The following is a 15,202-nucleotide window of genomic DNA, read 5'->3' as shown; positions in this document are numbered from 1 at the left end:
AATAGGTACAGAACGCCGGCAGAACACGTCCCATCATCTTAATCCAAGGTTTGGAGCCCAAGAAGCGGTGTAATACTATGTATATCGACTTTCGGGAGGGATCCACGTATGGGCATGAATCATGATTTCTATCAAAATTTCCGTATCAAAATCAAGGACTGGCTCGCCACGGACGAGGGAAAGACCAATAAGGTCGCGGAGTATGTGTTGTTCGCGCCGGACCTGTTTCATCTGCTGTGCAGGCTCGCGCTGGACCCGGAGGTCCCCGCAGCGGAGAAAGCCAAGCTGGCCGGAGTCATCGCTTACTTCGTAGCCCCGGTGGACATGCTGCCGGAACTGCTCACAGGACCCGCCGGATTCGCGGATGATTTATCGCTTGCGGCTTTCGCGATTAGCGGCGTCGTGAACAACACGAATGCGGACTTAGTTCGTAAGCATTGGGCGGGCGATGACGATGTGCTGGAGCTGATTCAGAAGATTCTCAAGAACGCCAACGAGTTCCTGGGCGGCGGCCTATGGGGCCGGTTAAAGAAACGGTTCGGCGGGTCGAAGGAAGAAGCGCGTGACAAGCATGATTCGCTTGATAAAGTATCGCATGACGAGCCTGAGGCACGTATCAATCCGGTATCGCCAGACAAACCGGAGACGAACATCAAGACTGTTTCTCCTGACGAGCATGAAACATATATCAAGCCAGTATCGCACAACGAGCATGAGACGCACGACAAACCTGTATCGTATGATGGGCCGCAGACTCAAGCCAAGCCTATAGCGCCTAGCAACGCAGATCAGCAAGCCAAGCCTGAAGACAAACAGCAATAGACTTGGCTCAGCCTAGTCTACATACAATCGGGAAGTTGGATACGGAATGGACTGTTCCCGGTAACCCGTCGGCGACAGACCCACCTGTTCCCGGAACCTCTTCCCGAAATAGCTTACACTGCCAAACCCGTTCTCTTCGGAAATCTGAGAAACGGGTTTATTTGTATTCCGCAGCGCATAAGCGGCCGCTTCAATTCTACGTTTGGTCATATAGTCGAGGGGGGTGACCTGTACGGTTTTTTGAAATATTCTGCACAGCTGATACTTATTCGTACCGCAATGCTCTGCAATGTCGTCCAAGCTTACAGATTCCGATAAATGATTTTTCATGTACTGCTGCGCTTGTTCAATTATCCTCAAGTTACTGTCTTGTACTGGTGCATGATAAGGGTGATCTTCGGCATGGGTTCCCAGAAACAGGAGGATCCAATTGTAAACCATAACGGATAGATTATGTTTATCCCGCGCTTGCTCATTCTGAATTCTCCGGTACATGTCCCACAAGGCTTGAATCGGCTGCGATTGCGGGTGCAGTTCGACAAGTTCGCCTTGGTAACGTTGTTGAATCCGATCCCAGAACATCTGCGCGTCCGCACCTTTCACATTCAACCATAGAAATTCCCAGGGTTCAGACGTTTGTTCATAATAGTAACGATGCTCGCCGGGAACTTGCACAAAGAACGCGGTGCCCTTCGGTAACCGGTATACCTGCTCCCCTATTTCAATTCGGCCTTCCCCCGATAACGTGTATTGAAAAATAACATGACCCTGATCCGGCCGCAACCTGCCGTCGAAGCTGTACTCTACCCCGTCAACCGAACTCCAGCCTATGGAATCTAACGTCATAAACGGGCTATCTTCTGTCCTAAAAGAAAATGATTGATAGTCCTTAACCAACATGCAGCCCTCCATGGAATCAGCAAGATTGTTATATGAGAGTTGAATCTGCGAATGATTTAATAACAACATGTAATATCAATGATTGTCAATATTGTTATACCATAGCAATATGTTAAGATTGGCGGCACCCATTCCTGATGGTACCCTGATGATAGAACTTTTAATAATCGGAGGTACACAGATGTCCAACAGAACACTAGTAATTCCACTCCTGCCAGGCGAATATTGGTGGGGCGGTAAAGCGGCAGACGGAATCGACATGCCTTATTCTAAAGATAGTGTTGTACACGCGGATCTTTCCGTTCAACTCGACGGCAATCAGGGTAGTCCGCTGCTGCTCTCTAACCGGGGGCGGGTGATATGGTCGGAGGAACCTTTTGCCTATGAGATGGAACAAGGGGTTATAACCTTAACGGGCAGCGGTGATGTGCGATGCACAGAGGAGCTTGGCGATTTGCGGGAAGGTTTTCGATATGCTTCGAAGACGTATTTTCCGCCATCCGGCACGTTTCCTGATGAAATTCTGTTCACGGCTCCGCAATATAATCTGTGGATTGAGCTTCTGTATGAACCGACGCAGGCGAAGGTGCTCGACTATGCGCGCAACGTGCTGCGGCACGGGTACCCGCCCGGCGTCATTATGATTGACGATAACTGGCATGAGCCTTACGGCACCTGGAAATTTCATTCCGGCCGGTTTCCGGATCCTAAAGCGATGTGTGACGAGCTGCATGAGATGGGATTTAAAATTATGTTATGGGTGTGCCCGCTAGTCAGTCCGGATTCGATGACTTTTCGTCAGCTGGAGCGCAAAGGTTATCTCTTGAAGGATGCCCATGGGGATACCGCCATTCGAAAGTGGTGGAACGGTTACAGCGCGGTGCTGGATTGCACGAATAAGGAAACGTCGGAGTGGTTGAGGGGACAACTGGATGAGCTTATGCAAACGTACGGGGTGGATGGATTCAAGCTGGATGCGGGCGATCTCGACTCCTATGAACCCGCGGATAAGAGCGCGATTCCCGGTACGCGGAACGATCAATGCGAAGCTTGGGCCAAAGTGGGTTTGCATTATCCCTTGAACGAGTACCGCGCATGCTGGAAGCTGGCGGGACAACCGCTCGCTCAGCGGCTGAAGGATAAGCATCACCAGTGGGGAAGGAACGGGCTCGCGCATCTGATATCGGATGGTTTGGCCCAAGGGCTGCTGGGGTATGCGTTCAGTTGTCCGGATATGATCGGCGGCGGGGAATATCTGAATTTTCTCGAGAATTCGGATTCGCTCGATCAGGAATTAATCGTCCGCTATGCTCAATGCTCGGCGCTGTTTCCGATGATGCAGTTTTCTGCGGCGCCTTGGCGTATTTTGGACGATGAACATCAATCTTATGTGCTTGAAGCGGCCCGGTTGCATGAGCGGATGGACGGGGAAATCATGAAGTGGGCAGAACATGCGGCCGTAACAGGCGAGCCTGTCATTCGGCATATGAGCTACATGTTCCCGGATGCGGGTTATGATGAGGTGAAGGACCAGTTTATGCTGGGGGAGGACATTCTGGTGGCGCCGGTGCTGATTAAAGGCGGTGTGGAGCGGGAAATCCGGTTTCCCGAGGGACGTTGGACGGGAGAGGACGGCCGTGTGGAGACGGGACCTTGCAGGAAGATGGTTTCGGCCCCGATCCACAGGCTGCCTTGGTATCGGAGGGATCGCTAGAACCGAGTTCTTAGGGGTTCTTTTGCAATAGGGACAACGAGTTCATGGGATGAATGCCGCGCGCGCCGCATAAGATGAAGTATAGGACCTCCAAGAAAGGAGCGCATGACCCATGAATATCATCCAAAAAGTGAAACAAGGCGCTACCGACGCAGCCAAGCTCGCCCAGAATAAAGTGGAAATCACCAAATATAAATCACAGGTCGCATCCAAGGAAAGGGAAGTGGAGCGGTACCAGATGCTTATCGGGCAGGCGGTGTTTCTCTCGTTCCAAGCGGGAGAGCCGTATCCGGTCACGTCCAGGACTACCATTACCGAGCACTGTAAAGTCATCGTCCATTTGCAGAAAGATATCGAGGCGCTGGAGCAACAAATCATGAACCTGAAGCGGGAGAAAGTGTGCGTATGCGGCACCGTAATCTCACAGGAAGCCTACTACTGTTCCATGTGCGGGAAGAAGTATATTGGATTTAAATAAATAGGTCTGAATAGCGGGGGGCTTAGGCTCCCTTATTTTGTTTGCGGCCAAGTAGGGTATAATCATATAAATCGGGTTAATAAAGAAGAGAACGACTATGAAGCGAAGGGTGAGGGGATTATGTCTTTTTTGAACAAAATGAAGCAAGGCGCAACCGACGCCGCCAGAATGGCGCAGCAAACGCTGGAGGTTACGAAGTTGAAGTCGCAGATTTCCTCCAAGGAACGGGAAATTGAGCGTAACCACACGGCGATCGGGCAAGCGGTGTTCGCGGCGTTTCAGGCGGGGGACTTGTCGTCTTCGGAGTCCGCGGTAAACGAGTATTGCAGCGTAATTGTGAAACTGCAATCGGAGATTCAGGTTGTGGAACAGCAGATTCTGCAAGTGAAGAATGAGCGAGTATGTACCTGCGGCCATGTGATTCCGGGGGATGCGACATTCTGCTCCAAGTGCGGAAAGAAGTATGAGCCTGTAGCGGTATCTTCGGATGCGGAATTTACCGAGGCTGTGCCTGCATCGCAGGATAAAGTCGCCGTGCTGTGCGCCTCTTGCGGCAAAGAAAACGAGCCGGGCTCGCTGTTCTGTATCGGTTGCGGGGCTGTGCTGACGGGATAAAATATAAAAAAAGCAGTCCGATTTTATTGAAAAGCGACTGCTTTTTTTAATGTATACGTAACGAATTAGTAAATCCTCCTTCTCCGGAAGGCTAATCCGATTAAGACGATAAACAGGACGGCTATAATCAAAGTAAACATCCAGGATAAGGGGGACTGATCCGCAATAGGTAAGGTAACATTCATACCGAAAAAACTAAATACAAGCGTAGGAAGGGTTAAGAAGACTGTGAATTTCGTAAGAGTTTTCATGGTGTTATTCAATTCATTCGAGATCAGCGAGGAATAGGACCCCGTTATACTGTTCAGAATTCTGGTATATAATTCTGTGGTCTCTATGCCTTGATTATTTTCAATGATTACATCTTCGAGGAGTTCTTTGTCCTCTTCGTATAACTTTACGGAATGCGTGCGAAATAATTTGGTGATAATATCCCCGTTACCCTTCAATGATGTTAGAAAGTACACCAGACTTTTCTCAATTTCCATGAGGTCATAGAGCTGCTTGTTCGTTAAGGAATTCCGCAAATTATTCTCAATTTTATGGCGTTGTTTGTTGAGCTGTTTTAATTTCTCAATATACTGAGTTGAAATTAAGAATAAGATTTCTAATGCGAATCGACTCTTCATGGACGTGTTCACATTTCTCCTGACCAGACTTTCTAGAAAGCCGGTGGACTGGCTGCAGATCGTAACCATGTAATCTGTACCCAAGATGATTCCGATCGGAATGGTAATATAGGAATCAAATTGATCGTAATTCATATCGATCGTAGGAAAATCAATAATGATTAAGGTGCAATTCGTCTCTTCATCATATTGAATCCGAGCGGTTTCTTCTAAATCTAACGGATCTCTTAAGAATTCCATAGGGATATTACAGAATTGAGATACCTGTGCTAATTCCTCTGTGGAAGGAGCGGTCATGTTAATCCAACAATTCTTCTCAAATGATTCTGCTATGTTCAGAGTTCCTTCAAGAGAGGATCTATAGGTAATTAACATGACATGTCACCCTTTCGTTATTATTTCTTTGGAATTACTGGTACCAAAAGGTGAGAATCGTACTTTCCACCGGTGTAAATCACATGCGTTCCTTTGTTGACCGTTTCCGTATGTTCATAACGCACTTTCAATCCTGGCGCGCTGCTTCCTTTCACAACCTCGCTGCCTTTAACAACAACTTCAATACGTTCTCCCGCTTTGAAATGTGTACCTGAAGGCAAGATTTCGATTTCGACCGGGACGATTTCCTGATCTTTTAATTTCAGGGTTCTCTCATGTTTTAACCAAGGTTGTGCCTCCGTTGATTTATCCATATCCAATTCACGATGAGATACGCGTAACCAACCAGTGGCGACTTGACCGTTTTCAATATGATTAAAATCAGGAAAATACACTTCGTCACCGCGGCGATTTAATTTTTTGATCCCAACGAACAGATCCATATCATCCGCATCCTCCGCGGAAACCCATAATTTCAGTTTCATGTTACCCGTCAATTCGGTATCTGTATCGAATGTTGTGCTGAATCTCACTTCATCTTGATGAGCTGCTACCGCTTCGCTGTCATAAGAAACTTTCGTGGATTCTTCAGGTTGTTGTTCGTCTAATGTCATCGCTGAGCCATTGAGATATAACTTCTTATACATTGTGTCCGCTAATGGCCAAGCCGTGCCCACCTGATTATGACCTTGATAGAATGTATCTCTCACTTCATAAGATACACGCGGCGTATCCATCCAGTCGTTCTCGATTCCTTTTAAGAAATAGTCAAAAAATTGTTTTTGCTGCTCCAATGATTCCCGGGTATAATAAGTTTCCCATTCTTTACGGCCATGAATCTTCAACCATTTGTGCTCGGATGATGACTGCTTAAAGCCTTCAAAAGTACCTCTGTTGTGTAACCCTTGGGTTGACCAGCTTGCGCATACGAACATCGGCACTTGAATATCGGTAAGATTCACTTGTCTACCCTGCCAGTATTCATCGAATAAGGGATGTTCTTGCTGTTTGGCTCTCAAGTCTTCAATGTTGTTGTTATCGGGCCATCTTCTGACAATACCGTCGTACCAGAATCTGAAGAAGCCTGTATCCGGAATCCCGCCATGGAAGGCAATTTCGCGATACATGTCGTTAAGACCTTCCCAAGGGATCATGGCTTTCAGATGTGGCGGATTGAGAGAAGCAGCCCACCATTGGGTTACGGCCAGATAAGAAACACCATTGGTTCCGACGTTACCGTTACTCCATTCCTGTACACCCGCCCATTCAATCACTTCGGCATAGTCTTCTGCTTCCAGACGTGACCAAGGGTAGAGCGCGCCTTCCGATTTAGCACTGCCGCGAAGCGCCACTTTCACTACAACGTAATCATTGGGTACCCAGAAACCAGGGTCCGGTGATTCTTCCGGTGTAAATTTGGATGTGGGAATCGGACCTAAAGTGGGCCAAATCGGTCCCATGTTCGTGATTTTCGGTTTGTTATCTTTCCCATAGGTGTCCGCTGACATCACAACAGGGAATGTTCCAGGTTTATTTGGACGGGTTACATTCACATAAAGAGTCACGCCGTCACGCATGACAACGGGGACATCTTTCTCCATAATCATTTCCTGATACCCGTAATGCACTGTATCTATGACGATGTTGTTCAAGCCTGGTTGAACATCCTCCGAATTTGTAAGGACTGCTGAAGAATTACCTAAAAATTTGTTCATGGTCCATCTACCTTCCTTTCATTATTCCCAATTTGGGGTGAAACATTTTACTTATTTTGAAACGAATAAGATATAATAATGAACAACCTGTTGTTTATTACAAGTCAAAGTATAGGACCGAAACCGATTCTGTTCAATCACTAATAATGGCGAATGTGTTGGTTACGGAACACCTGTAATCAATGTGTTGGGTAAAATGTAAAGGAGGAGTTTTCTTGCGGAGCAATATTCATGATTTACGTGTCATTCGGACCAAAGAGTCGATTCGGCAAGCATTAGTAGACTTAATCAATGAGCAAGGTTTTGAGTCCGTTACGGTTAAAGATATTACGGTTAGAGCGAGGATCAACAGAGGTACATTCTATGCGCACTATCAAGACAAATTTGATTTGCTGACGAAATGTGAAGAGGAAATTATGGTGGATATGTCCAGAATTACTCAGCAAGAATTCCCGGATGTAATAGCTGCACTTGAAACAGACACGCAGACGTTAACACCCTTCTCCTTAACCGTTTCATTATTTGAGTATTTAAATATAAACAGTGAATTTATGAAAGCTGTCTTAGGTCCGAGGGGGGATTTATCGTTTCATACGAAATTGAAAGAGTTTATGTGGGAAACCCTGTACGGGAATAATTCTAACGCGTTTATTAAAGAAGAAAATTCACTGGTTCCAGGAATGTATTTATCTGCATACATGGGGACCGCCATCATAGGAGTCATTCAACAATGGTTGGAAAGCGGCAGGCAGGAGTCTCCTCAAGAAATGGCTCGGATCCTGACGACTATGATGGCTAACGGTCCGTTCTTCGCGGCTGGGTTGAAGAAGTAATGATTTCACGCTAATAGAACAGATCCGCGTTTCGATAGCCCCTCGGCGATACCCCTTCCCACTTGCGAAACGTCCGGCTAAAATAATGCAAATCCTCGTAACCCACATCCCGTCCGATCTCCTCCACCGTGAGATCCGTGTGCCGAAGCAGGTCCTTCGCCTTCCGATGACGGATGAACTGCAGATACTTGTTCGGCGTCATCCCGTACATCTGCTTGAACAGCTTGGCCATATAGTCCTCATGTACATGAATGAGCCGCGCCAGCGTCTGGTTGGAGCAGGGCTCGCGGTAATGCTCTTCCAGCCACGAAGTCACAACGGACAAGCGTTCCCCGGCATTCGGGGGCAGCGCTTGCGCCTGATCCATCTGCATGCGGTACAATCCCGTGAGGATCTGGAGCATCAACCCTTTGCATACGGCGGGTGTGCCGGGCAGCTTCGAACCGAATTCGCGAATCAGGCGCTGCATGTCCGCCAGAATTTCCGAACTGTAAGGCAGCACCGGGCTCGCGCTCCAAGGCGAACAACCCGGCATCACCGCCTCCGCGCAGAAATCCTCCACTCGGGGCGACCGTTCATCCACGATAATATCCAAATCATACGCAATCTCCAACTCATCATAATAGTCAAAATGCACCCCCAAAAACAAAGCCTCCTCCGAATGCACACGGAGCTCGTGCGGTACACCGGCGGGGATGAATAGAAGCTCGCCTGAAGACAGGCTGAACTCCCGATCGTGGATGCGCGCGGTCAGACGGCCGTCCAGCAAGAGCAGCAGCTCGTGATCATAGATGCGCCGAAGCGGATACTCCTGCTTCTTGCGCGTCGTATGCAGCTGCGCCCAATGGACGCTCGGGGATACCTCGCCGAAGTCGGTTTCCCGAAGGATCGGATAGGTCTGGGGAGCATTCTTTGGGATATCGGAAAAGTCCAACTTTATGCCTCCATTCTGCAAAGCTATACGAATAAATCCATAGTATCATGGGGTTAATCAGAGCTCAAGGAGTGGATACGCATGAACGAGATTATTCAACTTAACGAAGAATTACAGCAGGACTATACATTAACCGCGGAGCAGATTCAAGCTTACCAGGCGCAGGGACATATCCTGTTGCCGAAGCTCGCGTCACGCCCCCTGGTGGAAGCATACAGACCCGTCATTCAAGAGGAAGTGATTCGGCTGAACCGGGAAACGCGGCCTTTGGAGGAGCGGGATACGTATGGGAAGGCTTTTCTGCAGATACAGAATTTGTGGGAAAAAAGCGACAAGCTAAGGTCCTTCGTCCTCGCCCGGCGGTTTGCGAAAGTAGCAGCGGAGTTGATGGGGGTATACGGTGTTCGGATGTACCATGACCAGGCGCTGTTCAAGGAACCGGGCGGCGGACATACGCCGTGGCATCAGGATCAGATCTACTGGCCGGTCGATACGGACCAGACCATTACGTTGTGGATGCCGCTCGTGGATATTCCCGAGGAAGTGGGATCCATGACCTTCGTCTCTGGCTCGCACCACCGGGGGTATATCAGCAAGCTGGAGATTTCCGATCAATCCCACCAGACGCTGAAACAGTACATCGAAGGTGAGAATCTGCCGCAAGTGTGTTATGGCGCGATGACCGCCGGGGATGCCACGTTCCATGCGGGATGGACGCTGCACAGCGCGCCGGGCAACCCGACGCCGAACACGCGGGAAGTGATGACCGTCATCTACGTCAAGGACGGCACTAAAGTCATTGAGCCGGACACGAACGCGCGCAAGGGTGATTTGCGGACTTGGATGCCGGGCTTGCAGCCGGGGGATGAAGTGAACAGCGTGCTGAATCCTCTGATTTATAAAGCGTAAACAGCTGCATAAACGCGCACAAAGAAAAGAGCTTATGCCGAAGGCATAGGCTCTTTGTCGATCTTCAAGTTGAGCAGGGCGCTCAATCCGCTAAGCGGGAAATTGCCTTCCGGTTCCTCCGTGCTGTACACCGTCTCGGATGCAACCAATTGCTCCTCGGAAGCGATGTTGCGCTCCAGCTTCAGCTCCGGGTAAAGGTGACGGAAAATCTTCGCCGTATTGAACGCGTCATCCAGCCCCGAGTGTTGCCGTCCGGTGAAGGGGAAGTCCAGCAGTTCAAGCGCTCTTTTGAGACCATAGCGTTGGCGGGTGTCTTCACTGTGTTTCTTGGTAAATGAGTATTGTAGGTCGTTGTGGTTTGCGATCCAGGTCAGGTCCATCTGCTGGTCTTTGCAATGGCGCATGAGTTGGAACCGGTCGTCGTTGCCCCAGGAACACAGGAAGTACTCCTCGTCCGAACCCGCCCATTCACGGAATTGTTCCACGGCCTCTTGAAAGGAAGGGGCATCCTTCATATCTTCTTGCGTGATGCCAGTAAACTGCTGGGTCATCTGCGACAGATTCGGATGATTGCGCGGACGTACATGGGTGTGGAACAAATCCGCCATATAGAGCTCACCGCCGGCCTCATCCACGCGCATCATCACCGCGCCCCACTCAATAATCTCCGACAGATGCTGCCTGTTCCGCAGCACCGTAAACTCCAGATCATAAATGATAAACTTCAAGGTCATCATCCTTTGGCCCAAGGTATATGTATATAGGTCTATTATAGCAGGGAAATGAGACGTTGGGTTGTCAGCGAACGCATGATCTGATGACATACAGTTGTCAAAAGTGTTGTGTAAGATCATTATATCAGCAAGTACGAAAGGAGGTCATAGGATGTCTGAACGACTACTACCTATACTGGCACTGGCGAGCGGCATTTCACTCATCTTTCTCCATGATACTTGGATGTCTCCGTTTGAGAAGGCTTTTAATATATTCTGTATCATTTTCAGTTTATCGGCGGGAATCTATGGTCTATGGAAATCGAGAGAACTTTAACCCCGATCCGGGGTTTTTATTTTTATATAGGCAAGAACATATGATCTCTGACATCCCCGTGACATAAGTCTCAGGTAAGATGGGTGCAAAGACATAAAAATGGAGGAATGTACCTATGAAACCTGTACAGTTTACGTATGCTTGGAATCGCCCTTTTTGGCCGGAAGCGGGTGTGGAGAAGGAGTATCTGTTGCTGGAGATGAAAGGCATTGGAGATAAGAAGGTCAAGGAGCGCGCGCCGCTGAACCTCTGCCTGGTGTTGGACCGGAGCGGATCCATGTCGGGGAACCCGTTGGAGTACAGCAAGAAAGCCTGCCAGTTCGTGGTCGACCAGATGAACGAGGGGGATATGCTCAGTATGGTGACGTTCGAGGATGAGGTGAGTACGGTGTTCGAGCCACAGTTCGCCGAGCGCAAGTCCGAGTTGAAGCGGAGAATCCAGACGATCCAGCCGGGCGGTTGCACGAACATAAGCGGCGGGTTGTTGAAAGGGCTGCAGTATGTAGCGATGAACAAGCGGGAAGGGTACGTGAACCGGGTGATCCTGCTGTCTGACGGCCAAGCGAACCGTGGGATTATCGAACCGGAGAAACTGGGCAGTATCGCCAAAGAGTATGTAACCGCGGGCATCGGCGTGACCACCATGGGTGTGGGCGAGAACTTCGACGAAGAGGTGCTGGAAGCAATCAGCGAGAACGGCGGCGGGAACTTCTACTATATTGATAAGGCGGAGCGGATTCCTTTTATCTTTCATAAGGAACTGGAAGGACTCCTCACCGTTCTCGCGCAAAATCTCCAACTCCAACTCACCCCCGAACCCCATGTCTGCATCATGAATATTTACGGCATTCCGGCGGGTGATTCTAACAAACTCACGTTCCAGTTAGGCGACCTGTATCATCATGAGGTGAAATCGTTATTGATCGAGATCAGCTCTACCCGCCAATCGGCCGGCATCCACAGAGTGTTGGGCGCAGCGTTACAGTACATGGACGTGACAGGAACCGTGCAAGCGGTAGAAGAGAACATGGACATCCAGGCGCATTATACGCAAAATGTGGACCTTCTGGACCAACCCGCGAACCCCTACGTTGATCAACAAGTTCAGATTACAAAAAGCGCCGAGGCAATCGAGCGGGCGATGCACGCATTCGACAGCGGTGAGTTGAACGAGGGGCAGGAGATCCTTAAGCATCAGGCGGATGCGTTGCTGGCACAGGCGATCCTGACGGACAACGTGGTGCTACGCGAGGAGTCGCAGCTGTTGTATGAGAAGCTCGAGAACTTCGAGTATTCGGCTGGGATGCGGAAAGAGCTGCATGCACAGAAGTATCGGAGTAGGCGGCGGGGGTAGGTGTGGGAGGGAATAAACTCTTTAACTGGTGATAAAAGGATAATAGGCGATCTTGTCGAATATAGTCCTTACATAGTTCATTAGACGCATAATAAAGGAGATTACACCATGCCAACCTACAACAAACTTGTCCGGGATCTCATCCCTCAAATTATAAATAATAGCGGTAAAACCTATAACACACGCATCCTGGATAACGCGGAGTATGTAGTAGAACTTCGCAACAAACTTGGGGAAGAGCTCAATGAATACCTTGAAGCAGGCACGGATCTAGAATCCCTTGAGGAGTTAGCAGATTTGCTTGAGCTTGTTCATGCGTTGACCGCCGTTCACGGCTCCACACCTCAACAATTGGAACAACTACGTCAGGCTAAAGCAGAGAAACGCGGAGGATTCAACGACCGGATCTTCCTGATCGACGTTCAAGATGCCTAATATCAAACTGATTACAGAGAACTTGGCAGATGAACTAATCCCAGCGATAGAGAGAGCCACATCGATTTATATCATGACATCGTTCGTTATGGCTTCCGGCGTGCAGATCCTTGCCCCACACTTAAGGAAGGCCGCTCAATACGGCACGGAGATTAAAGTGTTGGGTGGGGATTATCTTTTTGTTACGCAGCCGGATGCCCTAAGAAAGCTTCTTCAGATCGACCCGAGAATAGAAGCCCGATTATGGCGCAGCCGGGGTGCATCCTTTCATCCGAAGGCGTACCTGCTTGATTTTGAAGAGAATGAGGGCTTGCTTATTGTGGGCTCATCCAACTTGTCCCGTTCCGCGTTTAAGTTAGGGATTGAGTGGAATCTAGCAATGAATGCTCAAGCGGAGCCGACAACGTTCCAAGATGCACTGGATAAATTCATGCACAATTTCCATCATGAGTGGACAGTCCCTCTTAACGAACTGACCATTGCGGAATATGAGAAGGAATACGAGATTCACAAACAACGAAATCCAGAGCTTGAGAGGCTGGTGATCGAGTTAGATGAACTGGAGTTACATACTTCTGCACCTGTTGCGATTACAGAACCTATTATTGAGGAAACAATAACCTTCCTTGAACCCCGTCCTGCCCAACAGTTGGCCCTTGAGGCTCTAGCAGCAACCGTAGAGGAAGACTATAACAAGGCCATGGTTGTGATGGCAACGGGGCTTGGGAAGACGTATTTGGCCGCATTTTTTGCAAAAAGTTATAAAAGAGTTCTGTTTGTAGCCCATCGCGAAGAAATTCTTCAACAAGCCTCGGCTTCATTCCATAGAGTGCTACCCGATCGTTCCGTCGGACTTTATAACGGGCAAGAGAAGAATGTGACGGCGGATTGCGTGTTTGCATCCATTTACACACTTGGGATGAAGAAGCATCGTGAACGGTTCAATTCAGATGCCTTTGATCTTATCATTGTGGATGAGTTTCACCATGCTGCGGCCAGATCGTATCAATCGGTGCTGGAGTACTTCCAGCCTGAGTTCATGCTTGGGATTACCGCGACACCTGATCGGATGGATGGCAAGGATGTATATGGCCTTTGTGATGGGAATGTGGCGTATCAGTTGCATTTTCTGGATGCAATACAACAACAGTGGTTAAGTCCATTTCGGTATTTCGGGGTTTATGACGAGACGGATTATAGTGCTATCCCTTGGGTTGGTTCCGGCTATGACGAGGAAGAATTACTGGCGGCGCAGCTCAAGGATGATATGGCGGAGAAGATATATCAGGCATGGACACAACATAAGCAAACACGAACCATCGGCTTCTGTTCATCCATTCGGCAAGCAAATTTCTTGGCGCAATTCTTCAAGGGCAAAGGTGTTAAAGCTCTGGCTCTGCATTCCAATACAAGAGAAATGTCCAGAGTTCAGGCAATTCAAGGGATTCAGGACTTGACGTTGGAGCTGATCTTCACCGTAGATCTGTTTAATGAGGGTGTAGATATTCCATCGGTAGATACACTACTGTTCACAAGACCAACCGAGTCATTAACCGTATTCACCCAACAAGTGGGCAGGGGCCTAAGGTTACATGGGGGCAAATCGCATTGCTCCATCATCGACCTGATCGGGAACTATCGTTACGCTGACTTGAAGATGAGCCTGTTCCAAATTGCAGAGGAGAGTACGGAACGTAATAATAAATCCGCTGTGCCTTCTACAGTGGCTAGTTGCGAAATCAATCTTGAATTAAGAGTAATCAATCTACTTGAGGAACTGTTCCGGAAGCGGCAACCAAGGAAAGATAACCTTAAGTTCTCATACTTCAAGCTAAAGAGTGAGCTTGGACGACGTCCAACCTATCTGGAATTACACCTCCATGGACATGCGAATAGCCGGGAGTATGTGCAGGAATTTAAGTCTTATCTCGGCTTCCTGCATTGGGCAGGGGAATTAGATGAGCACGAGGTTGAGGTGTACTTGCAACACCAAGATTGGATCCGTGAGGTCGAAGGAACTGTGATGACCAAGAGTTACAAGATGGTTGTATTAGCAGCCATGTTGGAGCGCGGACCAGATCACTGGGCGGATGCTATTACCCCAGAAGAAGTTGCACCCTATTTCCATCGCTTCTATATGGAGAAGGACTATAGAAAGAAGATTGATTTCTCCGATGCTGAAACAAAGAAGTTATGGGATTATGATGAGGCTAAAGTAGCCAAGTTAATCGCGAGGATGCCTATGACCAAATGGAGTGGGAGTTCTAAGGGGTTAGTGTCATTTGAGGGTGGAAGATTTGAGTTTAACATTCCGAATAATATTGATTCATCAGAATTGATATACGTTTGGGTTGAGCAAATATGTAAATATAGATTGCATTGGCATTTTGAAAGAAAAGTTAATAATACATTGTTTATTAATACAAAGGGGAAGTAGAA

General features: G+C 48.5%; 15 protein-coding genes. 10 read left to right on the top strand and 5 right to left on the bottom strand.

Annotation, left to right across the window (positions count from 1 at the left end; genetic code table 11):
* Positions 1-108 precede the first annotated feature (108 nt).
* Entirely contained in the window at positions 109-822 is a 714-nt protein-coding gene (locus SY83_RS01770) for a YkvA family protein (RefSeq protein ID WP_068603689.1), read from the top strand.
* Positions 823-834: 12 nt separating this feature from the next.
* On the opposite strand, the gene SY83_RS01765 is transcribed toward SY83_RS01770, so the two are convergent.
* A complete protein-coding gene (locus tag SY83_RS01765; RefSeq protein WP_197479937.1) occupies positions 835-1,668 on the bottom strand; it encodes an AraC family transcriptional regulator in 834 nt (277 codons plus the stop codon).
* Between the two features lie 235 nt (positions 1,669-1,903).
* Between SY83_RS01765 and SY83_RS01760 the strand changes: the two genes are divergently transcribed.
* The 3 genes from SY83_RS01760 to SY83_RS01750 all read left to right on the top strand — a co-directional run bounded on the left by SY83_RS01760 (position 1,904) and on the right by SY83_RS01750 (position 4,529).
* The gene (locus tag SY83_RS01760) at positions 1,904-3,436 is read left to right on the top strand and encodes a glycoside hydrolase family 31 protein (RefSeq protein ID WP_068603685.1); all 1,533 of its coding nucleotides are present in this window, start codon (positions 1,904-1,906) and stop codon (positions 3,434-3,436) included.
* Positions 3,437-3,548: 112 nt separating this feature from the next.
* Positions 3,549-3,914 carry a hypothetical protein gene (locus SY83_RS01755; protein WP_068603683.1) on the top strand — a complete coding sequence of 122 codons (366 nt, stop codon included), beginning with the start codon at positions 3,549-3,551 and terminating at the stop codon, positions 3,912-3,914.
* Between the two features lie 120 nt (positions 3,915-4,034).
* Positions 4,035-4,529 carry a zinc ribbon domain-containing protein gene (locus tag SY83_RS01750; protein WP_068603681.1) on the top strand — a complete coding sequence of 165 codons (495 nt, stop codon included), beginning with the start codon at positions 4,035-4,037 and terminating at the stop codon, positions 4,527-4,529.
* 65 nt (positions 4,530-4,594) lie between these two features.
* Here the strand turns inward: SY83_RS01750 and SY83_RS01745 are convergent, their stop codons facing one another.
* A complete protein-coding gene (locus SY83_RS01745) occupies positions 4,595-5,533 on the bottom strand; it encodes a magnesium transporter CorA family protein (protein WP_068603679.1) in 939 nt (312 codons plus the stop codon).
* 20 nt (positions 5,534-5,553) lie between these two features.
* Complete coding sequence (locus SY83_RS01740; protein ID WP_068603677.1) at positions 5,554-7,248, bottom strand: CocE/NonD family hydrolase; 1,695 nt, start codon at positions 7,246-7,248, stop codon at positions 5,554-5,556.
* Between the two features lie 215 nt (positions 7,249-7,463).
* Here SY83_RS01740 and SY83_RS01735 point away from each other — a divergent pair, with 215 nt between their 5' ends.
* Positions 7,464-8,081 (top strand): TetR/AcrR family transcriptional regulator, encoded by a 618-nt coding sequence (locus SY83_RS01735; protein ID WP_082882250.1) that lies wholly within the window; start codon positions 7,464-7,466, stop codon positions 8,079-8,081.
* Positions 8,082-8,091: 10 nt separating this feature from the next.
* On the opposite strand, the gene SY83_RS01730 is transcribed toward SY83_RS01735, so the two are convergent.
* Complete coding sequence (locus tag SY83_RS01730; protein WP_068603672.1) at positions 8,092-9,015, bottom strand: helix-turn-helix transcriptional regulator; 924 nt, start codon at positions 9,013-9,015, stop codon at positions 8,092-8,094.
* An 81-nt stretch (positions 9,016-9,096) separates the two neighbouring features.
* Between SY83_RS01730 and SY83_RS01725 the strand changes: the two genes are divergently transcribed.
* Positions 9,097-9,924 carry a phytanoyl-CoA dioxygenase family protein gene (locus SY83_RS01725; protein WP_068603669.1) on the top strand — a complete coding sequence of 276 codons (828 nt, stop codon included), beginning with the start codon at positions 9,097-9,099 and terminating at the stop codon, positions 9,922-9,924.
* A gap of 32 nt (positions 9,925-9,956) precedes the next feature.
* Here SY83_RS01725 and SY83_RS01720 read toward each other — a convergent pair whose 3' ends face one another.
* Positions 9,957-10,652, bottom strand: coding sequence for a 3'-5' exonuclease (locus tag SY83_RS01720; RefSeq protein WP_068603667.1), 696 nt, complete (start codon positions 10,650-10,652; stop codon positions 9,957-9,959).
* Between the two features lie 157 nt (positions 10,653-10,809).
* On the opposite strand from SY83_RS01720, the gene SY83_RS22955 reads away from it, so the two are divergent.
* From SY83_RS22955 to SY83_RS01705, 4 genes are all read left to right on the top strand, one after another.
* Positions 10,810-10,974, top strand: coding sequence for a hypothetical protein (locus SY83_RS22955; protein WP_157279762.1), 165 nt, complete (start codon positions 10,810-10,812; stop codon positions 10,972-10,974).
* A 115-nt stretch (positions 10,975-11,089) separates the two neighbouring features.
* Positions 11,090-12,328 carry a vWA domain-containing protein gene (locus SY83_RS01715; RefSeq protein ID WP_068603665.1) on the top strand — a complete coding sequence of 413 codons (1,239 nt, stop codon included), beginning with the start codon at positions 11,090-11,092 and terminating at the stop codon, positions 12,326-12,328.
* A 108-nt stretch (positions 12,329-12,436) separates the two neighbouring features.
* Positions 12,437-12,763, top strand: coding sequence for a nucleoside triphosphate pyrophosphohydrolase (locus SY83_RS01710; RefSeq protein ID WP_068603663.1), 327 nt, complete (start codon positions 12,437-12,439; stop codon positions 12,761-12,763).
* Entirely contained in the window at positions 12,756-15,200 is a 2,445-nt protein-coding gene (locus tag SY83_RS01705) for a DEAD/DEAH box helicase family protein (RefSeq protein ID WP_068603659.1), read from the top strand. Before SY83_RS01710 ends, SY83_RS01705 begins: the two co-directional genes overlap by 8 nt.
* Positions 15,201-15,202: the final 2 nt, after the last annotated feature.

This window comes from Paenibacillus swuensis, assembly GCF_001644605.1.
Lineage (GTDB): Bacteria > Bacillota > Bacilli > Paenibacillales > DY6 > Paenibacillus_N > Paenibacillus_N swuensis.
This window is presented reverse-complemented; position numbering and strand designations above follow the sequence as displayed.